Origin of the sequence: Candidatus Poriferisodalis sp. (genome assembly GCF_965205175.1) — a bacterium.
Taxonomy (GTDB): Bacteria; Actinomycetota; Acidimicrobiia; order Acidimicrobiales; family Poriferisodalaceae; genus Poriferisodalis.
This window is the reverse complement of record NZ_OZ242038.1, coordinates 1,881,596-1,901,634: the sequence shown is the minus strand read 5'-3', so window position 1 is coordinate 1,901,634 and position 20,039 is coordinate 1,881,596. Positions and strand designations below refer to the sequence as shown.

Below are 20,039 nucleotides of genomic sequence, written 5' to 3'. Positions count from 1 at the left end.
CTGCGAGTTGCAGCTTCAACCGTCTCGGCCGACGATGACAGGAGCGAGACGAGTGACGTAGCTCGCAGGGGGTCAGTCCGTGACGTTCATCGGCGAGTGGACCTTCGACGACTACCGTGCCGGGGTCACGCCGTTGCCTGACCCGAATCTGGCCTGGAACACCTACGGCACCGGCCTCGCCAGTGTCGGACGCGACGGCCGCCCCGAGCCGTCGCAGGTGCCCAGCCCAGCGCATGACCAGCTGCTGGTACGCGTCGATGCCGTCGGATTGTGCTATTCGGACGTGAAGCTGATCCGACTCGGCGCCGACCATCCCAAGCTCTATGGACGCGACCTCGCCGCAAACCCCACGCGCTTCGGCCACGAGGCCACGGTCACGGTCATCGATGTCGGCGACGGCCTCACGCCCCGGTACAGCAAGGGAGACAGGCTGGCCATCCAACCAGACATCTATGAGGACGGACGGCACAACTCCTACGGCTACACGATCCCAGGCGGCCTCATCCAATACCACCTCATCGGCCCGGAGATCCTCGACGGCGACGACGGCGCCTACGTGATCGACGTCGATGAACGCCTTGGCTACGCCGAAGCCGCCTTGTCGGAGCCTTGGGCCTGTGTGGAGGCCGCATACACACAGCGCCGTCGCCTCTGGCCGCTTGACGGCGGCACCGTGTGGATCATCGGCCATCCGCACGACCAGCGCAGCTACGACTTCGGCCAGTCGCTGCGCGGGGCTGCCCGGCTCGTGCTGACCGGTCTTGGCACTGGGGTGCGCTCCTGCGCTCAGGCAGCGGCGAGTGTCGATGTCACTGCAGTCGTGGCCGACGATGCGGCCCCCTCGGACTATGCGGCTCTCGCCGCAGAAGTCACCCGCGGCACCGGTTTCGACGACATCATCATCCTCGACCCTTCGTCTAGCGACCAAGTGACGCAGGCCGCCCGTTGCATGGCCTTTCGAGGCACGCTCAACTTGGTGGGCGAGCAGCCTCTCGACGGTCTGGCGGAGATCGACTTCGGCCGCCTTCACTACGACTACACGGCCTTTGTCGGCACGCGTGGCACCGATGTGACGGCCGCATACGGCGAGGCTCGCAACCGCTGCGACCTGCGCTCCGGCGGCGTCACCGTGTTCGTGGGCGCCGGCGGGCCGATGGGCCAGATGCACGTGCAGCGTGCCATCGAGAAGGCCGATGGGCCGTCGGTCATCGTGGGCGTCGATCCGGACGCCGAACGACTCAGCGTCCTGGAGGCATCATTGGGCACGCTGGCCGAGCGAGCCGGCCGCCGCCTCGTCTTGGTCGATCCCGGCACGCCCGACGCCCGTGGCGGCAGTGTCGAAGAGATCGTCGCCGGCCTCACCGGCGGCGCCGGTGCGGACGATGTCGTGGTCACCGTCCCCGTCGCGTCAGTGATGGCGAGCGCGTCACGCCTCATGCGACCCGACGGGATGCTGGTGCTGTTCGCAGGGGTGGCGCATGGCACGACAGGTCCGCTGGACATGAGCCGCGTCTACTTGGGCAACGCCCAGTACACCGGCACGTCGGGCTCCACGATTGGAGATCAGGCACTGGTGCTCGACAAGACCGCCGGCGGAACGCTCTCGCCGGCATTGAACGTTGCGGCAGTCGGAGGGATCGAGGCCGGCCGGGACGGTATGGAGGCAGTGCTCGAAGGCCGCTTTGCCGGCAAGGTCGTGATCTTCCCTCAGGTCAGCGGCGTCCCACTTCTCGGGCTGAGCGAGCTGGGAGCACAGTTCCCCCACATCGCACAAGCGCTCGGAGACAGAGGCGAGTGGACAGCTGAGGCCGAGCGGCGCCTCATTGAGCGCCACATCGCCACAGCGGGAGTCAGCGCCGCGGCACCCTCGGCCGACGACGAGGCTGCCGTAGATCGGTGATCACCACGCTCACCGCTCATCCGAGCATCGACCGCACGCTGCGGGTGACTCGGCTGGAGCGAGGCGGCTTGATGCGGGCTTCGTCTGTCCTCGTCGAGTGCGCCGGAAAGGGCGTGAACGTGGCCCGGGCGCTCGCGGTCAACGGCCACGCAGCTCGAGCTGTGCTGCCTGCTTGCGACGACGACGCAAGGGCCTTTGCCGCGTTGCTGCACGCAACCGGCGCCGACATCTGCACCGTGAGCATTCGCGGCCGTACCCGCACCGCCATCACCCTCATCGAGCCCGACGCCACGATCACGAAGATCAACGAACCCGGTCCGGCGTTGCATGCATCCGAGTGCGAGGCGCTCGTGGCTGCCGCCGTGTCCGCCGCCCGAGATTCCCAGTGGCTGGTAGCCAGCGGCAGCCTGCCGCCGGGCGCGCCGCCCGACATGTACGCCAAGCTTGCTGCGGCCTTGCCCGCAGCGCGTGAGCAGCTCGTGGCCGATACCAGCGGCGGCGCACTCGCCTCGTTGGTCGGCATTCCGTGCGCCGTCGTCAAGCCCAATCTCGCCGAGCTGGCCGAGGTAGCGGGTCGAGCGCTTCACACCGTCGGGGAGGTCATCGACGCGGCCCAGTGTCTGCGCGGCAAAGGCTGGGGCACCGTGCTCGTCAGCCTGGGTCGCAACGGCTGCGTACTCATCGATGACGAGGCGACCTATGGAACCGTCCGCGTTCGTGCGGTGTGCAACTCCGTCGGTGCGGGCGACGCCCTGCTAGCCGGATTTCTGTCTGCAGGAGGGCGCGGTGCCGCCGCGCTCGGCGAAGGGCTGGCGTGGGCTGGGGCGTCGATCCGGTCCGAAGGCACCGTCGGTCCCACGGTGCTCGAGCATGATCGGCGGGCGGTGACGCTGGCCGAACGGCCCCCGCACGGCCTGCCCATCGGAGGTTCAGCATGACACCGGCGTTTCCTCTGCCCATCTCGGAGATGTTCCGTCGAGGAATCGTGGGGTACGCAAAGAACGTCGTGCCGCTGACCGCGGCCGCTGCTGCCACGTTCGCGGTGTACGGCGTGTTTCGAGCCGCAGCGAGCACTCGACACAGCGCTGTCGGCGCAATCGTCTTGGACCTGGTCGGGCTGATGCTGGCCGGCACTGTCTCGCTTCCGTGGTTTGCCTATGCGCTCGATGCCGCCCGCGCCAGACCCGTGAACATGCTCGGCCCGCTGCGCAATGGCGGCTCATTCGTTGCCCAGCTCGTGTGCTCGTTCTGGTTCTGGGCGGCCGTCCTGCTCGGGGCGCGCTACCTGTTCGGCATTCCGTCGCTGATCGCCGCACTCTTCTACGGGTTCTATGGCTATGTGGTCGCTGACCGGGCCGCGAAGGGCGGCCTGAGCGCATTGGGCACCAGCGTTCGCCTCGGCACCAAGCGCCGGGTGGCGTTGTTCGCGATCATGACGCTGTTCATCGTGTTCAACTTCCTTGCGGCGATTCCCTTGGGGTACGGCGTCACGGCCCTGACGGTCGCTGGAACCGTTGCAGCCGGGCTGGTCACCTCCAGCATCACGGTTGTCGCTTGGGCTTGTCTCTACGACGCTCTCCGCGACTGCTTGGGCGAGCAATGACTTCGCGCGGCGAGCTGCTGATTGCAGGCACTGCGGCGTCTGCGGGGGTTGCCGTCGGTCCTGCGGTAGTGGTGGACACGGTGCGGTCAGCGGCGGCCGGCGATGCAGTGCCGCCGCTCGACGACTCCGAGCCGATTGCCGCGTTGCGTGCAGCGATCGCAGATGCGGCCCGCCAACTCCGGTCGCTGCGGGACGCCGCCCGCGCCGCGGAGCGGACCGAAGCGGCCGATGTCCTCGAAGCACAGGCACTCATGGCCGAGGATCCCATGCTCGTCGACGCGGCCACCGCAGCACTCCGCAACGGCGCAAGCCTCGGTGCCGCACTGGTCAGCGCCGCCGAGGAGATCTCCGGCCTGCTGGCCTCCATTGACGACCCCTACATCGCAGCGCGGTCTGCCGACGTGGTCGAGGTGGCCGACCGGGTGCGGCAACGGCTTGCCGGACTCGACTCGCCGGATCTGGGCAGTATCGAGACGCCGTCGGTGCTGGTGGCAACCGCGCTCACAGCAGCCGACACCGCTGTGCTCGACCCCGAGAAGGTACTTGGCATTGTGACGGAGGCAGGAGGGCCGACGAGCCATGTTGCCATCATTGCGAGGTCACTCGGAGTGGCAGCCGTGGTGGCGGCGAACGGGGTCGTCGCCGGCGTTCGCACTGGCGATACGGCGGCCATCGACGGTGCTACGGGCGAAGTGGCGATACGTCCCCGACCCGCCACGGTCGCGGATTTCGCTGCGAGACGCGCCGCGGCTGAGGCGGCCGTCGTCGCTGCCGAGCAGTTTCGAGGGGTGAGCATCGCCCTCGACGGCCGCCCGATCCAGGTGCCGGCCAATGTCGGTTCGCGCGACGATCTCGAGCGGGCCGTCGCGGTCGGCGCCGAAGGCGTGGGTCTGCTGCGCACCGAGTTCTTGTTCCTTGATCGCGCCGAGCCGCCAAGCGAGGACGAGCAGGCCGACTTCTACTCGTTTGCCGCCAGTGCCTTCAGCGAGCCTGTCGTCATCCGCACCTTCGACATCGGCGGCGACAAGCCGGCGCCCTACCTCGATGTCGCCACCGAGGACAATCCGTTCCTCGGCGTGCGAGGGGCTCGTCTCTACCGTCGACACCCGGAGACCTTTGCTGCCCAGGTGAGGGCGATCTTGCGGGCGGCCGCGGCCGGCGAGGTGCATCTGATGCTGCCCATGGTTTCCACCGTCGAGGAGATCGCCGCGCTGCGGCGCATCATCGAAGGTCAAGCCCGGCAACTGGACGCGCAGGGCAAACCCCACGCGCTTCCCCCGGTCGGGGTCATGGTCGAGGTGCCGTCGGTAGCACTCACGGCCGACAGATTTGCGAACTGCGTCGACTTCTTCTCGATCGGCACCAACGACTTGACCCAGTACGCCATGGCCGCCGACCGCACGCATGCGCTGCTCGACGGCTTGCAGGATCCGCTGCATCCGGCGGTGCTCGCGCTCTGCGCGCTCACGGTGGCATCAGCGCAGCGGCACGGCATCGGCGTCTCCGTGTGCGGCCTGGCTGCCGCAGATCCGCTGGGCGCCGCAGTGCTTGCCGCCATGGGCGTCGGCAAGCTGTCGGTCGACGCCCGACAGGTGAACGCGATCAAGTCGGTCATCGCCTCCATGGATGCCGCGGCAACCAGCGGCATGGTCGATGCGGCCCTGCAAGCAGCAACGGCTGCCGATGTGCGCCGCATCGTCGGCGCGGCCTTGGGCTGCACATGAGCGTCACGCTCGACACCCGCGTCATCCGGATCACCCGGTGGCTACTCGCACAGAGCGGGCCGAGGAGCACGGCGGATCTCGCCGCAGATCTGGGTCTCACACAGCGGGTGGTGCGCTACCGCCTCGGCCACATCGAGCGCTACCTGCGCACCTGCGACGCAGAGCTGGTGCGCAAGCGCGGGCTCGGACTCGTGATCGAGGCATCGCCGGCGACTCGGGCGCAGATCATCGAAGCCCTTGGCTCGGTGTCGAGGCCGCCGAGGGTCTATGCGCCCGAAGAACGGCTCCGCATCCTGTTGGCGGCCATGTTGTGGGCTGCACCTGCCGGCACGTCCCTGGACGAACTCCATCTCGAGCTGGCAGTGTCCAAGACTTCGGCGCGGCGCGACCTGCGGGCGTGCGAGCCGTGGCTGGAGCGCAACGGCCTGCCGCTGGTCCGCCGTCCAGGTCACGGGGTGTCTGTAGTCGGCACCGAGCGCCGTGTCCGCCAGGCAATCGTGCAGCTCATCTTGGAGGCGATTCCCTCCGAAGTGCTGCGCCTCCAGCTCCTTGATGATCCTTCGGCTCGCCAACAGGCCGCCGCCCGTGTTCCGGTGGGCCTGCGCGAGCGATTCTTCAACCTTCCGCTGGCGGAAACCTTGGCGATCGTGCGGGCCAGCACGCTGGGGCGAACGCTGACATCAGACCACAGCGACACGGTGTTTGCGCTGTTCCTAGCGGTCTCAGCAGCCAGAATCCGAGAGGGTCACACCGTCACTGTCGAAACCGGCTTGCACCGATCGGTCATGGACCATCCCATTGCACAGAGCGTCGCCGGCATTGTTCCGAGTCTCGAGGAGCTTGCAGGCACGTCCGTGGCAGCCGAAGAGGTCGCGGCCGTCACCGAGTACCTGCTCGGCCTAGACGCACTCGACGCAGCCAAACCGGAGTCGTCGGCCATCGGTTCCGAGCTTCTCGATGAAGTCATGGGCATCGCCGGCGCGCAGCTGCACTCAGCGCTCACCGACGACACGGAGTTGAGGAACGGGCTGTCCTCGCACCTCGAACGGCTCAGTGTCCGAGTTCGCTATGGCCTGCCGATACACAACCCGCTGCTGCGGGAGGTTCGTCAGCGGTACCCCGAGGTTCACGCAGTCGCTGCCGAGATGGCCAAGCCTGTGGAAGCTGCCATGGCGGTCCCCATCGCCGAGGACGAAATCGGCTTCATCACCATGTATGTGTGCGGTGCGATGGAGCGGGCCCGTCTGCGGCCGCGGCGTCGGGCGCTGGTCGTGTGCCCGAGCGGTATGGCGACGGCGTGGGTGCTCGTCTCTCGAATCCAAGCCGAGTTCCCGCAGTTGGACCTCGTAGAGGTGCTGTCGGAGCGGGGCTACGAGGAACTCCCCCATGACGACTTCGACTTGGTGATCTCCACGGTTCCCGTTGTCGACCGCAGGGTGCCGGTCGTCGTCGTCAACCCGTTGCTCTCAGCCGGCGACGTCGTCCGCGTGGCCCAGCAAGTCTAGCCAGCGCTCGATGCGCAGTCAGACTTTCCGGCGGGGCGAGTCAGCGTTCTTGAGGACGCGGCCGTCGGCATCGAGGATGCCGACCTTGGACCCAAGCGACAGCGGATTGGCCCCGAAGAGGTCCTCGCGGTTGATGGCCACCCAGCGGTAGCCGTCGATCTTCTTGGCCCGCTTGAATGCTCCCTTCAGCTCTGAGACCTCCGCAGCGATCACGATGTAGCCCCGCTCAAAGACGACATCCGCGACTCCGGAGGCATCCGGAGTCGCGCCGACCGAAGCGGCCAACGCGGCGACAAGCGCGTCGTGGTCGAGACGAGCCATGTCAGCTGTCCGCCGTGAGGATCGCCACGACGGTCTCCATGGCTGCACCGGCGTCGGGACCCTCAGAGATGATGCGTGCTTCGTCGCCCGGACCGGCACCCAGAGCCAGCAAACTCATGATGCTCGCTGCATTCGCTGTCTTGGCACCGACTTGGATGCGCACATCGGCATCGAGCTCCTTGATTTTCTCGACGAGCACTGCGGCTGGACGCGCGTGGAGTCCGTGACTGTTGGTGATGACCAGTTCTTGCTCCATGGGCTCGCCTCCCCTCACGCTGCTTCGTCTCGCGACTCGGATTCGCTGTCGCTCGGCCGCCCGTGGTCGCGACCCAGTCGCCGTATGTGCTCAGTCGTCATCGGACGGCACTGCGCTCAGACATTCGTAGATGCTCGCAGCGTCATCGACTTGCGCGAGCTCGCGGCAGAGCTCCTCATCCTGGAGCACCGAGGCCAGCTGCGACAGCACGCGCATGTGATCGTCGCCCACGGCCGCGAGTCCCACGACGAGATGAGCTGTGCCACAGCCTCCCCAATCGACGCCTCGCGGGTATTGGGCGACGACGACGCCTGTCGAGCGAATGTACTGCTTGCTCTCCAGCACCCCGTGCGGAAGGGCGACGCCGTTGCCCAGATAGGTGGACACGACCCGCTCGCGCTGCTTCATGCCCTCGATGTACTCCGCTGACACCGAGCCGCGGCACACGAGCAGGCGTCCCGAGAATTCGATCGCTTCCTCCATGGAGTCGGCGCTGCACGCCATCACGATATCCGTCGGGGTCAGAACCGTTCCAAGTCCCCCGTCCACGGCCGCCCTACACCCGGGAGGTCACAGGTTCGCCCGCCGCGAGCTGCGCGACCAGCTTCTTCACCGCAGGGTCGTTCATAAACAGCGTGAACGGTACGACCACTGCGTTGGGCACCTTCGCCCGAGCCTGTTGTGCCAGACCCTTGTGTACGACGACCACGTCAGCTTCATCGGTCAGCTGCCCGACCGGTGTATGCACCACCGAGATGTCGAGCTTCGCCTTCTTCACCATCTTCTTCAGCTGGTTGGCACCCATCAAGCTGCTGCCCATCCCCGCCTCGCAGGCGAAGACGATGAGCTTCACCGCATCGGCAGCCTTCGTCACTCTGTTCGTCACTGTTGACCTCCGCAGGTCGGCAAGCTGAGCTTTCTCGTTGCATCTCATTCTGAGCGGCCAGTCACGGGCACCACCGTGCTCGCGGACTCTAGGCCGAAGCGGCGTGGCGTCAGCCGCGACCGCTCCGGCTTCGACAGGCTGCATCGACTGGGAAGCCGACGCAACCCACCGTGCCATCAGCCCATGGGCACGCCTTCCATGGCATCGGCTACAGAAGTGTCGTCGTCTTCGGTGTCGTCAATCTCTGCGACCGGGAACAATCGCAAGAGGATGCTGCCAACGAAGAACGCCGCCGCTGCACTGACGGCCATGCCGAGATACACGCCTGCTGCCGCTGCGCCGCTCGAAGGCGTGAGCGGCAGGTAGGCAAAGATGCTCCCTGGAGACGGCGGACCGGTCAGACCGGCATCGAAGATCACGAAGACGATGTCGGCGAGGATTCCGCCGGCCCACATGGCACCGATCATGACTGGGTTCATCAGGACGTACGGGAAGTAGACCTCATGGATGCCGCCGAAGAAATGAATGATGATCGCTCCGGGGGCGGACAGCTTGGCCAAACCCTGGCCGGCGAACCAGTAGGCCAGCAGCAATCCCAGGCCAGGTCCGGGGTTGGACTCCAGCATGAAATAGATGGACCGGCCGGTTTCGGTGACATCGATGGCACCGAGGGGTGTCAGCACGCCGTGATTGATGGCGTTATTGAGGAACAGCACTTTGCCGACCTCGATCGGCAGGTCCATCAGCGGCAGCAGGCCGGCGTCGCTGATGCCTTCAACCATGTTGCCGAACATCTCAGCGAGGGTCGACACGATCGGCCCGATGACGATGTAGCCGAGCATCGCCATGAGCACACCGGCGATGCCCTGAGAGAAGTTGTTGAACAGCATCTCGAACCCGGCCGGACGCCTGTCCTCCAGCCACTTGTCGATCTCTCTCATCACCAAGCCGGCAAGGGGCCCGATCAGCATGGCACCGAGGAACTGCGGCGGATCGCCCGTAGCACCGGAGGCCAGCTCGAACGAAGACCCTCCGATGACGCCCAGCAAGGCTACTGCTGCGAGAACGCCTCCTCGGTGGCCGTGTATCAACTTGCCGCCGGTGTAGGCCACGAGAATCGGGAGCAGAAATTTGATCATGGGAGCGACCGTGTTGTCGGTGATCGCACCCCAGTCCCAATCGAGGCTGGTCTTGGCCAGCCATCCCCTGGGAATGAACAGTGCCGTGATGAGCCCCCAGGCGATGAACGCACCGATGTTCGGTATGACCATGCTCGACAGGAAGCCGCCGACACGCTGAACGCGTTGAAGCATGCGCCCGTCCCCCCTTGTGTGTTGAGATAAAGACAACCGCGTCGTGTTGCGCGATACCGGAGTATCTGCGATCTCGGCATCTTCAGCAACTCCCAATACGGCACCGCAGGAATACGACATTTCGGCGCGCAGCAGTGCTCCAGGACAGGGCCGGCCCAGAGCTCGTCGCCAGAACACGTCGAAGATGCTCGAGCCCAGCGCCTCGGTCAGTAGCGTTGAGTCCCGTGGCATACAGCGACCGCGTCCTGATGGGGCCTGGGCCTTCGAACCCGTACCCAGAAGCGATGGCGGCGTTTGCCCGGCCGGTGCTCGGGCATCTCGACCCTGAGTTCCTCGCTCTGCTCGACGAGACCAACGAGCGGCTGCGGGCAGTCTGGCAGACCGGCAACTCGCTGACGTTTCCGATCAGCGCCACCGGCTCAGCAGGCATGGAAGCGGCGTTCTGCAACTTCGTCGAACCCGGCGACACCGTGGTCGTCGGCGTCAACGGCGTGTTCGGCTCTCGCATGTGCGACGTGGCTGCGCGCTGCGGGGCCGAGGTCGTGGCGGTGAACGAGGAGTGGGGGCGCGCCATCGACCCGCAGCGTCTGCTCGACGCCCACCCGTCGCCGAAGATCATCGCCGTCGTGCATGCGGAGACCTCCACCGGCGTGCGCAACGACATCGCACCCTTGGGCCGGCACACGGGCGACGCGCTGCTGCTGGTGGACTGCGTGACGTCGCTGGGCGGCATCGAAGTCGCTGCCGACGACTGGGGCATCGACATCGCCTACAGCGGCACGCAGAAGTGTCTCGGCGTGCCGCCGGGGCTCGCGCCGCTGACCGTGAGCGAACGGGCGCTGGAGGCGTTGGTAGAGCGGCCCCAGAGCTGGTATCTGGACCTCAACATGATCCGGGCCTACGTGGCCGGCGAGGGCGCCCGCGCCTACCACCACACCGCGCCGATCTCGATGCTCTATGCGCTCCACGCCGGGCTGGGCGCGGTGCTCGAAGAAGGTCTCCCCAACGCGTGGGCGCGCCATCAGGCCTGCGGCGACGAGCTGCACACTCGCCTGCCCGAACTCGGCTTCGAGCTCTGGGCCCAGGAGGGCCACCGTCTGCCCCAGCTCACCACCGTCACGCTGCCCGACGGCTTCGACGACGCGGCAGGCCGCCGCTGCTTGCTCGAGCGCTACGGCATCGAAGTGGGCGGCGGGCTGGGTCCGGTCGCCGGCAAGGTGTGGCGCATCGGCGCCATGGGCCACACTGCTCGGCCGCGCAACGCGGAGATGCTGCTGGGAGCGCTCGAAGAACTCGTCAAAGCCTGAGCTGGCCGTGTTGGCTGAGCCGGCTGCAGTGGCTCGCTGACGTGTCAGTCAGGGCGATGTCAACCGCTCGTCCGGCTGTCGTCAGTCTCCCGGTACAACACCGTTGGTCAGGCTGTGGTCATTCAGGCGGTGGGATGCAGCTCCAGCAGCTCTTGGCCGAGTGCTGCACGGTAGGTGTTGTGGAAGTGGTGCAGCGCCGGCTCGTTGCGCCCGAACACGACGTGCTCCAGCGCCCCGCTGTTGGCTGAGAGCTGCTGGCTGGCGCTCATCACGTAGTCCTCGTCGCGGATGACGGTGCCGAAGCCTCGCGATGCCTCAGCGAAGAAGTCGATCTCGGCCTCGTCGCGCGCGATGCCTGGCCGCAGGTAGAAGGAGATCTGGCTGGTGTGCCGGCCGGGGTCGTCCGGGTGGGGGTACGCCCGCACCAAGAACAGCACCTCGCGCGACGGGATCAGCTGGACGTTCGGAAACAGCCAGTACACGGGCAACCCGTAACGGGTGATGTTCCACTCCGACGGCGGCCGCTGGCGGGCTTCCTCGATGACGCGGCGGCACAGAATGAGCCGGTGGTGGCGCCCGAACTCGTCGTAGCACTGCACGTTGCCGTAGAAGTCGTTGGACAGCGTGTCGACGTGCAGCACTGGGAAGTGGTACGTCTCGCCGAAGGTGTCCATGGCCAGCTTCCAGTTGCATTCCACGGAATAGGCATCGCCGCCCAGCCACGCCAGCGCGCCGAAGTCCCACCCGGCGAGGTCCGCGGTCAGCTCGGCGCCCAAGAGCGCTTCGGGGTCGAGCACGCCGTCGGGCCGTGGATGCACCCACAGCAGTCCGCAGTGCTCCGCCGCCGGGAGTTCCACCAGGCCCAAGTCGTCGCGGTCCAGCTCCCCGAAGTGCTCCGACTTCGGCAGGCCGCAGAGCGCACCGTCGGCGTCGTAGGTCCAGTTGTGGAACGGGCAGGCGAACCTGCGCTTGCGGCCGCGCGCCTGGGATTCGAGGACCACGCCGCGGTGGCGGCAGGCGTTCACGAATGCCCGGAACCGGCCACTGGGCGAGCGAACCAGCAGCAGCGGCGTGCCCAGGTCGTTCTGCGTCACGAACGAGCCGGGCTCGGGCAGGTCGCCCGACAATCCGACCAACTGCGGATGCGTGTCGAAGAACTCCCGCCGCTCGATGGCGGCGAGTGAGCGATCGGTGTAGGCGGTCGTGGGGTTGTAGCGAACGCCGCCTGCGTCGACGTTGGTGCCCGAGTCGAGCCGGGCCAGCAGGGTCTTGATGTGGCTGATCTGCTCGGCGTGGTCCACGGCGTCAGCCCTGATTCATCGACTGCGCCAAGACGGCGAAGCCGTCGGTGCTCTCGAGGCGCAGACCGACAACCTGCTGGTACTCCGCAGAGTCGTACCACGCCTTGGCCGCTGCAGTGTCCTCGAACTCCAGGATGACTGTTTGGGGGCCGGGCGGCGTGCCTTCGATGGACTCGGCCGCGGCGTCGAAGGCGATGACCTTGGCACCCGCCGCCGCAACGGTCGGCACGGCGCCTTGCTGGTAGCGCCGGTAACCGTCGGCATCGTTCACGCTGTACTGAGCGACGAAGTACGCGGGCATGGCGGCAGTATGCCACTTGATGCCACTCGCACACGGCGACCCGAGACCGTGAGATGCTGCACGCTACGCTCCGTGCGCATGCCGGACGGCCCCACAACGGCAAGCACAGACGGCAACCCCTTTGCGCCATTTCGCGACGCGCTGATGCTGCGTCTCGACTCCGTGACCGCCGCCGGCCGGCGGACGCACTACGTGACGCCATTTGTGACCGACGGCAGCAGGCTCTGCGTGTTCGAAGAACCCGGCGACCGCAGCGATGCGCTGGAGCAGCTGCTGGTGGGCAACCGCACCACCATCAGCTCGGTGGCGACTGGCGCGCTGCGAATCTGCGCCGTGGGCCGTCTGCCGTCCGGCGCTGACGAAGCGTGGGCACGCGATGCCTGCGCCGAGCGGTTCTGCTACGACCAAGCTCTGCAGGATCTCGCCCAGCTCGGCGGCCTCGTGAGCCTGCACCCCGCCTGAGCACCTTGCCTGTGGCGACTGAGGTGCCGAAGCCGCATCGGCGCAGCGAAGCCGACAAGCCCCACCGCACGCACGGCAGCCCGCGGCCCCTCACCCCCACCCAGCGGCCCGGCGTGGTCGATCCCACGACCGGGCGCCCACGACCTAGCGTGTGGGCCTAGCGTGTGGGCGATGCGCACAGCAATCGGCTTTGGAGGTCCGGCTTCGGGCCGCCGGCGCGACTGGGAAGAACAGGTCGAGTTCTTGCGCGAGGCCGAACGGCTCGGCGTGGACATTCTCTGGTCCGCTGAAGCGTGGGGCATGGACGGTGTCAGCACGCTGGCCTATCTCGCTGCGGTGACCCACCGAGTACAGCTGGGCACGGGCATCTTGCAAATCTCGGCGCGCACGCCGGTTATGACGGCCATGACAGCGCTCTCGCTGGCAGCACTCAGCGGCGACCGATTCATCCTGGGGCTGGGCGTCAGCGGACCGCAGGTAGTCGAGGGCCTGCACGGGGTGCGTTTCGCTGACCCGCTCGGGCGTCTGCGTGAAACCGTCGACATCGTCCGCCAAGCCTTCGCCGGCGACAAGATCAGCTACGCCGGGCGCCACCACAGCCTTCCGCTGCCCGACAGCGGCGGCAAGTCGCTGCGGCTGGCTCAGCCCGCCAACGACACCATCGAAATCTGGCTGGCCACGCTGGGACCCAACTCGCTGCGTTACACCGGCGAGGCAGCAGACGGCTGGGTCGGCACCTGTTTCGTGCCGAGCAGCCCCGAAGCCACTTGGGGGCACGTGCTCGCAGGCGCAGCGTCCGCAGGTCGAGCCCCCGGTTCGGTGACATGCCAAGTCGGCGGCGCAGTCGAGTTCGGCGACGATCTCGATGCCCTCATCGCACCGCGTCGGCCCGGCATCGCCTTCACGCTGGGAGCGATGGGGTCGGCCACTGCCAACTTCTACAACGACGCTTACCGGCGCGGCGGCTTCGAGCACGAATGCCGCTCAGTGCAGCGCCTCTGGCTCGACGGCGACCGGGCGGGCGCTGCCGCAGCTGTGCCGGACCGACTCGTCACCGAGACCAACTTCTTGGGCACGCCGGCGCAGGTCGCCGAACAGGTGCGCGCCTACCGCGACGCTGGCGCAGACGTTCTGCGGCTGCAGCCGGAAGGCACGACAGCCACGGACCGGTTGGAAACGCTCGCCCAGATGATCGACATCGTGCAGACAGTGAACGCCGAGCCCGTTGCGCGGTAGGCCTTGATCCCACTCGGCTGATCTCATTCGGCTGATGTCACCCAACGAAGAGCCGAGTGGGTGGGTCATTTTCTGAACTTGTCCGGGGCGATGTAGCTCTGGGCCTCGGTGACCTTGAACGGCACGTCGATGAGGGGCTGCAGTACCTCGACGATCAGGTCAAACCAGCGATTCAGCGACAGCAACGACCGCTGCGGGACCAACGGGTCGTGTATGCCGATCTCCAGCACACCGGCCTCATGGTCGACCCAGGTCCAGGCCACGGCGTCGGCCAGCTCGATGCTCTGCGGCGGTATCTCGTAAACGTCACGAGGCAGGAACACGCCGCGGCCATCCGCGAACTGTCGCTGCGCTGTCATCAACACAGCAGCGCTCTCCGGCGCGCCAGTACGCACTTCGAGGTAGTCGTGCGCGCCAACGAGTTCCTGTGTCTCGGTGCTCGGCACATCGTCTCCCGCAAGGGCGACCCAAGCGGTCATACGTCCGCCCTGATTGGGAAGTTCGCCCTGATTGGGATCGCTGTGCTCCAAGCCGAAGCCGGCTACTCGCTCCTGCTCAAGGTTCAGAATTTGCTCGACTGCCTGCTCCAGCACCGGAAGTTGAGCAAGGCGGCGATGGGCCTCTTTCTGCGGAATCCGCTGCGCAAAAGCGTATGATTCGACAGCGCACATGGGGTAGTCGAATCTGCCAGGGATGCGGCCGCACGGACTCACGTAATTGCTCAACACTTTCGGATAGCCACCGCAGCGTTCACTGCGCAGACCGCCTAAGGGCCCACTGATTTCGACTCGCTGTGCGTCGTCACCTACTCCGATCGGGCCCTCGCGCCAATCAGGCCCGTGTACCCAGATCTCCAGCGAATCAGGGTCAAACTGGACCCAGCCGCGCGGTAACACCATAACGTACTGGCGTCGGAGCTGCTCGGGGGGCAGGCCCGAATAGCGGTACTCGCTCGTCATATCACCGTCCACGATGATGTAGAGACAGCGGCCTTCGAGACGCGGCTTGCCGAGAGCGCTGATGTCGGCCCAAGATTGGTGCGGTATCGGCTCGTACATCTCGTCGAAGTCTGCCCACGGCAATGGCAGCACAAGATCCTTCCGCGGCGCGAACGGCACCGACGTAGTTGACGCAGTCCAAGGACTGCCGTCTGCACCATCTGCGAGCGTTCGGGCGCCTGCAGCCCCGGGTATCGAAACGCTACCAGTCGCCTCCGGCGTACTTGTTGACGACGGAACTTGTAAGTTCGGCAGCGCGTCAGGAGAGTGGTCTGTGGCCGGCTCCAGATCGCCTGTTCCGGACTGACCGACTGAACAAGCCGTCGTCAGAAGCAATACGGTAATCAGCACGCTCGGGAACATGGTTCGACTACACACCGCAGTCCTGACGGAAGTCACCCGAACGACCACCAAAGACGGTTTCGGTCGACATGCTCCAGCTGCAGTTCTCGAGACCAACATCGGACGCCTTAGTTCACACTCAATGGACCGAAGGTGAGCACTTGCACGCCAAGAAATCTCTCGACTTCGCGTATCGCGCTGAAATAGATTGCTACGTTGGTCTTGTCACAGTCGTTGCCCGAATCACTCCCATTGTGAATGCCGAACGCCGTCGAACGGTGCCTCAGATGCAATGAACTCGGCTGCGATGACACGGTAGGGTACGTTGATGTGCGGTGCCAAGAGTTCAGTGATACTGTCACGAAGCTGAGCAGTGGTGATGCCGCCGCCGGTGTTTCCAGTTGGCCCGAACGGAACCGTGGCCTCTAGATCGCCCGGCACCGCAGCACCTGGAAGCTGAGTGCGGTCGATCCCGATCTCCAGTGCGTTCGCTCGCAGATCTATATCGGTGTGAGTCATCAGATCAGCGAAATCGACGGCACCGCCGTCGGCTGAACCGACACCAGCGACGGGCCCGACGCTGCTCCCAAAGCCAAAGTTCTTTTGGGCAGCGACGAGTGCTGCGTAGGTGACCTTGGCGCCGGTACGTATCTCCAGGTCGTCGTGTGCGGCCGCGATCTCGACTGCTGCCGCGCTTGGGGCCTCATCACCAGAGAGCCACACCCACAACGTCAACGGGCCGTCATGGTCGATGCCCCAGCCAGCAAGCCGCTCCCGCACCGCTGTATGCAGCCGCTCAACGGTCGGCTGCAATTCGTCGATGCGATCAAGACGCCGTTTCGCTTCAGCATGAGTGACGGCATAGTCGACTGCGTACGAGGCCACGACCGGGTGGACCGCTGCGCCGTGCTGGACTTCGGGCGCATCGACTGACGGCGAATCCGTGTCGGTGCCGGCCTGAGCAGTTGCCGGTGCCAGTGCGCCGAGCGATGTGTCGGCGGCTGCGGCGGACGAGGTGGCTGCGCTGGGGACCTGAGCAGTTGCCGGCGCCAGTGCGCCGAGCGATAGCGCGACGGCCAAGGCGGCGACGTACCAGCGCCGTCTCCCTGTTGTCTGGGCCCCGGGACTGGAGACATCGCTTCGTCTTGGAAGTAGTGGATCGTGCCGCATGGCTAACCCTCCTCCTGGGCATTCTGCTTCACCAACGCCTGATGGCCAGGTTTGGTTCCATGCACTCACTGCCGCGTCGTGCCAGCAGCGCGCGGCTCTGTACTGTGGGGGCCATGAGCGAACGCGCCGTGTCCTTCAGCCCGGACGAGCTGCGGGAGCGGCTCACGCCGATGCAGTTCTACGTCACTCAGGAAGCCGGCACCGAGCGTCCGTTCAGTGGCGACACTTGGGACAGCCACGAACGCGGCACCTACCGATGCGTGGTCTGCGGCGCAGAGCTTTTCAGCTCGGACACGAAGTACGAGAGCGGCTCTGGCTGGCCGAGCTTCTGGCAGCCGGCGTCGCGCGAGTGCGTGGCCACGAGTGTCGACCGATCGCTCGGCATGGTCCGCACCGAGGTGACCTGCACGGCCTGCGGAGCGCACCTCGGCCATGTGTTCCCCGACGGCCCCAAGCCCACCGGCGACCGCTACTGCATGAACTCTGCCGCGCTGGCGTTCGCTCCCGCCCCCGAGTCTGACTGAGCCTCAGCCCGGTTCAGCTCGGCTCAGCGTCGTCGATGTCGAGGCTCAGCTGCACCGCAATGGGCTCGTCGGGCAGCAGCTTCACCACGGCGGTGTCCAGTTCCCTGCGAACGCCCGCCACCGGCAGCACCGACAGCATGGCCGTCTGGCCTTGCCGCAGCAGGCTCATCACCGTCTCGTCGTCCGCGAGCAGCACGTCGCTGCCGCTGATGACGATGTTCGCAGACGCGACCTCGCCGCCCATCTGGTTGCGCAGGTAGTCGAACGCACGGGCAATCGATTTGAGCTCCACGTTCTGCTCGCGCATCTTGTTGGCGATCTTGAGCTCGACGAGATCGTTGTAGGAGTAGCGACGCCGCGAGCCGCTGCCTGCCGCCTGGGCGACCGACGGCTTCACCAAGCCGATGCGAGCCCAGTGATCGAGCTGGCGGTAGCTGATGCCGACAATCTTCTCGGCCTGCTTGCTGGTGAACCCGTCGACGACCGCACCCGCACCCTCGCCTGCACCTGCATCGGCAGGCCCCGCGGCATCGGCAGCCTGCGCTGCGGACTGCGGCGCGACGGTGAACGTGCTGGTTGCGGCGGCGGCTGCGGGCAGCGGCTGCTGGGCGGCCATCGGCGTCTCCTCTGCTCCTGAGCACGGTATGCATCGCACGCCGGCTTGCAGGTCCGGCATCGCAAACCACACTCGACGAACTACCGAGCTGTGATCTGGACTGTCATGCAGCGTACGGGGAGCAGTCGCCGCTGCGCAAGTGCAGCCTCAGCAGCTCACCCCTTGTCGTCGGACTCCGCTGCGGGTCCGAAATCTCGCGGCTGCACGTCGTCGAGGAACTGCTTGAACTCGTCGAGCAGCTCGTCGGGGTCGACGTCGTCGTCGCCGTCGGGAGCGAGCTCGATGACTTGCCCAGCCTCGTCGAGCACCGACTCGCTGGCGAAAATCGGCGTGTCGGCACGCACGGCCAGTGCCACAGCGTCGCTCGGCCGAGCCGAGATCGTGTGGGTGGCCGATCCGATGGTCACCTCCATCTCGGCGAAGAAGGTGCGATCCCGCAGGTCGGTGACGGTGACCTTGACGAGCGTGGCGCCGAGGACGTCCAGCATCGCCGCCATCAAGTCGTGCGTGAGCGGCCGCGGCACCCGGATTCGCTCGATGCCGCGGTAGATGGCCTGTGCCTCGGGCGTGTCGATCACCAGCGGCAGCACCCGCTGCGGCCCGACCGTTTCGCGCAGCAGCAAGATGGGACTCTGCGAGGGCATCTCCACCTGCACGCCAAGGAGTTCCATCTCGACCATGCCCCGCACACTACTTCGGCGCTTGCGGGCATCAAGCCGGGCAGCGCCCAGTGAACCGGCACCATGCACCGGCCAGATGCGCTAACGCCAGTAGCTGCGCAGTGTGTCGCCCATCACCACTGAGCGCAGCCGCTCGCACAGCGTCACCAAGCGACCCAGCGAACGCTGCACATCGCTGTCTGCTGATGCGACGCCCGCATGTCGGATCGGCTGAATGCTCTGCTCCAGCATGGCGGCGTCTCGCGCTGCCGCGTTGCGGATCACTCGCAGGTGACGTGCGCCGAGGCCATAGGTAGCGAACTCTCGGGCGACTCGGGCGACCACCAACGAGCCGTTGCCGTAGCGCGGCTCGGGCGGAACCAGCCCCAGCGAAGCCTGCACTGGTTCTGACGGCGCAGGGCCGTGTAGCGCTGAGACGTCTGGACCTGGCCCGTCCGAAACTGGGCCGTGCAGCGCTGGGCCATCCGATGCTGGGCCATCCGATGCTGGGCCGTTCAATGCTGGGCCGTTCAATGCCGGGCCATTCGATGCTGGGCCGGTCACTGCTGGCTCGCCATTCGTGGCTGCCGGCAAGTCAGGCAACGGCATCAGCAAGCCAAACGCCGCCAGTTCGGCAATCTCCGCAGCGGTCAGCCCGCTTTCGGCGCTCAGCTCTGCGGCGCTGTAGGAACGGCGTTCTTCAGCTGGGCGCCACGGCGGTTGCGGCGTTGCGGCGGCCTCGCCGGGCACCTCCTCGCTGGTGCCGCGAGACGGCTGCGATTCGGCGGCACCGGCTGTAGACGACAGACTGGTCAGCCCCTCGACCGCTGCATCGTCGACACTCGACGACGTCCCTGCATCTGCCGGCCGGCTGCCCCAGATGTCCGCGAGGTGCTCGCCTCGCTCGATCCGCTCGCCGATGACGTTGAGCGGCAGATACTGGTCGCGCTGACGCGTGAGAATCCACCGCAGCACGTCGATGTCGTGGGGCCCGAACGCCCGGTAGCCAGCCGAGGTGCGAGCCGGCGAGATGAGCTTGCGGTCCTCCAGGAAGCGGATCTTGGAATCGGTCAGATTGGCGAACTCAGGCCGCAGCAGCGCCACGACCTCGCCGATCGACAGCCGGCTGCCAGACGAGGACGGCGCCGATCGGCGACTCACAGCCCGACCGAGGACACCAGGTACAGCAGCTTGAACTTGCCGACCTGCAGCTCGTCACCGCTGCGCAGCCTGACCTCGCCGTCGGTGCGCAGGCCGTTGACGTAGGTGCCGTTCAGCGAGCCGACATCGCGCAAGACATGGCCCGTCGGCCCGGATTCGAGCACCACGTGACGGCGAGACACCGTGATGTCGTCCAGGAACACGTCGCTCTCGGGGTGGCGGCCCACGGTCACCCAGTCGCCGCACAGCTCGAAGCGGGTGCCAGACCGATGCCCGGCGATGACCATGAGCTCCGCCGGCCCGCGGTAGCGCGGGGCCTCGCCCACGTCGACGGGCGCGAGCACTGCAGTCGGAGCGTCGGCGGCTAGGTCCAGGCGCGCTCCGCACTTGGAGCAGAACAGGGCATCGTCGGCGCATGGGGCGCCGCATGCGCCGCAGACGACCGACATGTCGA

Annotated in this window: 21 protein-coding genes and 1 pseudogene; 9 read left to right on the top strand and 13 right to left on the bottom strand. The window is 66.6% G+C overall.

Translation table 11 applies throughout. The features are described from left to right. Window positions 1-79 precede the first annotated feature (79 nt). The 5 genes from ACOGI4_RS08335 to ACOGI4_RS08315 are packed head-to-tail and all read left to right on the top strand — an operon-like array spanning window position 80 to window position 6,732. On the top strand, window positions 80-1,900 hold the full coding sequence (locus ACOGI4_RS08335) for a zinc-binding dehydrogenase (protein ID WP_419841215.1): 1,821 nt from the start codon (window positions 80-82) through the stop codon (window positions 1,898-1,900). After that, entirely contained in the window at window positions 1,897-2,838 is a 942-nt protein-coding gene (locus ACOGI4_RS08330) for a 1-phosphofructokinase family hexose kinase (RefSeq protein WP_419841214.1), read from the top strand. The genes ACOGI4_RS08335 and ACOGI4_RS08330 overlap by 4 nt, the downstream gene beginning before the upstream one ends. After that, complete coding sequence (locus tag ACOGI4_RS08325; RefSeq protein WP_419841213.1) at window positions 2,835-3,503, top strand: hypothetical protein; 669 nt, start codon at window positions 2,835-2,837, stop codon at window positions 3,501-3,503. Before ACOGI4_RS08330 ends, ACOGI4_RS08325 begins: the two co-directional genes overlap by 4 nt. Beyond that, on the top strand, window positions 3,500-5,227 hold the full coding sequence (gene ptsP, locus ACOGI4_RS08320; protein ID WP_419841212.1) for a phosphoenolpyruvate--protein phosphotransferase: 1,728 nt from the start codon (window positions 3,500-3,502) through the stop codon (window positions 5,225-5,227). The genes ACOGI4_RS08325 and ptsP overlap by 4 nt, the downstream gene beginning before the upstream one ends. Next, on the top strand, window positions 5,224-6,732 hold the full coding sequence (locus ACOGI4_RS08315) for a BglG family transcription antiterminator (protein WP_419841211.1): 1,509 nt from the start codon (window positions 5,224-5,226) through the stop codon (window positions 6,730-6,732). Before ptsP ends, ACOGI4_RS08315 begins: the two co-directional genes overlap by 4 nt. Before the next feature lie 18 nt (window positions 6,733-6,750). On the opposite strand, the gene ACOGI4_RS08310 is transcribed toward ACOGI4_RS08315, so the two are convergent. From ACOGI4_RS08310 to ACOGI4_RS08290, 5 genes and pseudogenes are all read right to left on the bottom strand, one after another. Then, the gene (locus ACOGI4_RS08310; protein WP_419841210.1) at window positions 6,751-7,053 is read right to left on the bottom strand and encodes a hypothetical protein; all 303 of its coding nucleotides are present in this window, start codon (window positions 7,051-7,053) and stop codon (window positions 6,751-6,753) included. A gap of 1 nt (window position 7,054) precedes the next feature. After that, a complete protein-coding gene (locus tag ACOGI4_RS08305) occupies window positions 7,055-7,309 on the bottom strand; it encodes an HPr family phosphocarrier protein (RefSeq protein WP_419841209.1) in 255 nt (84 codons plus the stop codon). A 90-nt stretch (window positions 7,310-7,399) separates the two neighbouring features. Continuing rightward, a complete protein-coding gene (locus ACOGI4_RS08300) occupies window positions 7,400-7,858 on the bottom strand; it encodes a PTS sugar transporter subunit IIA (RefSeq protein ID WP_419841208.1) in 459 nt (152 codons plus the stop codon). A 7-nt stretch (window positions 7,859-7,865) separates the two neighbouring features. Next, window positions 7,866-8,156, bottom strand: a pseudogene (locus tag ACOGI4_RS08295) (hypothetical protein); the annotation flags it as partial. Window positions 8,157-8,371: 215 nt separating this feature from the next. After that, on the bottom strand, window positions 8,372-9,508 hold the full coding sequence (locus ACOGI4_RS08290; RefSeq protein ID WP_419841207.1) for a PTS transporter subunit EIIC: 1,137 nt from the start codon (window positions 9,506-9,508) through the stop codon (window positions 8,372-8,374). 224 nt (window positions 9,509-9,732) lie between these two features. Between ACOGI4_RS08290 and ACOGI4_RS08285 the strand changes: the two genes are divergently transcribed. Further along, window positions 9,733-10,815: a pyridoxal-phosphate-dependent aminotransferase family protein gene (locus tag ACOGI4_RS08285; protein WP_419841206.1), complete on the top strand. Its 1,083-nt coding sequence runs from the start codon at window positions 9,733-9,735 to the stop codon at window positions 10,813-10,815. Window positions 10,816-10,937: 122 nt separating this feature from the next. Here ACOGI4_RS08285 and ACOGI4_RS08280 read toward each other — a convergent pair whose 3' ends face one another. Both ACOGI4_RS08280 and ACOGI4_RS08275 read right to left on the bottom strand, forming a co-directional pair. After that, a complete protein-coding gene (locus ACOGI4_RS08280) occupies window positions 10,938-12,116 on the bottom strand; it encodes an aromatic ring-hydroxylating oxygenase subunit alpha (protein ID WP_419841205.1) in 1,179 nt (392 codons plus the stop codon). 4 nt (window positions 12,117-12,120) lie between these two features. After that, window positions 12,121-12,417 carry a DUF1330 domain-containing protein gene (locus ACOGI4_RS08275; protein WP_419841204.1) on the bottom strand — a complete coding sequence of 99 codons (297 nt, stop codon included), beginning with the start codon at window positions 12,415-12,417 and terminating at the stop codon, window positions 12,121-12,123. Window positions 12,418-12,495: 78 nt separating this feature from the next. Here ACOGI4_RS08275 and ACOGI4_RS08270 point away from each other — a divergent pair, with 78 nt between their 5' ends. Both ACOGI4_RS08270 and ACOGI4_RS08265 read left to right on the top strand, forming a co-directional pair. Continuing rightward, entirely contained in the window at window positions 12,496-12,879 is a 384-nt protein-coding gene (locus ACOGI4_RS08270; RefSeq protein WP_419841203.1) for a hypothetical protein, read from the top strand. Between the two features lie 171 nt (window positions 12,880-13,050). After that, the gene (locus tag ACOGI4_RS08265) at window positions 13,051-14,115 is read left to right on the top strand and encodes an LLM class flavin-dependent oxidoreductase (RefSeq protein ID WP_419841202.1); all 1,065 of its coding nucleotides are present in this window, start codon (window positions 13,051-13,053) and stop codon (window positions 14,113-14,115) included. 65 nt (window positions 14,116-14,180) lie between these two features. Here the strand turns inward: ACOGI4_RS08265 and ACOGI4_RS08260 are convergent, their stop codons facing one another. Both ACOGI4_RS08260 and ACOGI4_RS08255 read right to left on the bottom strand, forming a co-directional pair. Continuing rightward, window positions 14,181-15,233: a hypothetical protein gene (locus ACOGI4_RS08260; protein WP_419841201.1), complete on the bottom strand. Its 1,053-nt coding sequence runs from the start codon at window positions 15,231-15,233 to the stop codon at window positions 14,181-14,183. Window positions 15,234-15,698: 465 nt separating this feature from the next. Further along, window positions 15,699-16,535, bottom strand: a complete 837-nt coding sequence (locus ACOGI4_RS08255; protein WP_419841200.1) for a hypothetical protein — start codon at window positions 16,533-16,535, stop codon at window positions 15,699-15,701. Window positions 16,536-16,738: 203 nt separating this feature from the next. Between ACOGI4_RS08255 and msrB the strand changes: the two genes are divergently transcribed. Then, complete coding sequence (msrB, locus tag ACOGI4_RS08250; protein ID WP_419841199.1) at window positions 16,739-17,149, top strand: peptide-methionine (R)-S-oxide reductase MsrB; 411 nt, start codon at window positions 16,739-16,741, stop codon at window positions 17,147-17,149. A gap of 13 nt (window positions 17,150-17,162) precedes the next feature. Here the strand turns inward: msrB and ACOGI4_RS08245 are convergent, their stop codons facing one another. The 4 genes from ACOGI4_RS08245 to ACOGI4_RS08230 all read right to left on the bottom strand — a co-directional run bounded on the left by ACOGI4_RS08245 (window position 17,163) and on the right by ACOGI4_RS08230 (window position 20,034). Beyond that, window positions 17,163-17,765: a MerR family transcriptional regulator gene (locus tag ACOGI4_RS08245; protein WP_419841198.1), complete on the bottom strand. Its 603-nt coding sequence runs from the start codon at window positions 17,763-17,765 to the stop codon at window positions 17,163-17,165. Between the two features lie 155 nt (window positions 17,766-17,920). Continuing rightward, a complete protein-coding gene (locus ACOGI4_RS08240) occupies window positions 17,921-18,445 on the bottom strand; it encodes a bifunctional nuclease family protein (RefSeq protein ID WP_419841197.1) in 525 nt (174 codons plus the stop codon). Between the two features lie 81 nt (window positions 18,446-18,526). Next, window positions 18,527-19,585: a MerR family transcriptional regulator gene (locus tag ACOGI4_RS08235; RefSeq protein WP_419841196.1), complete on the bottom strand. Its 1,059-nt coding sequence runs from the start codon at window positions 19,583-19,585 to the stop codon at window positions 18,527-18,529. Next, window positions 19,582-20,034 carry an FHA domain-containing protein gene (locus ACOGI4_RS08230; RefSeq protein WP_419841195.1) on the bottom strand — a complete coding sequence of 151 codons (453 nt, stop codon included), beginning with the start codon at window positions 20,032-20,034 and terminating at the stop codon, window positions 19,582-19,584. The genes ACOGI4_RS08235 and ACOGI4_RS08230 overlap by 4 nt, the downstream gene beginning before the upstream one ends. Between the last annotated feature and the right edge of the window lie 5 nt (window positions 20,035-20,039).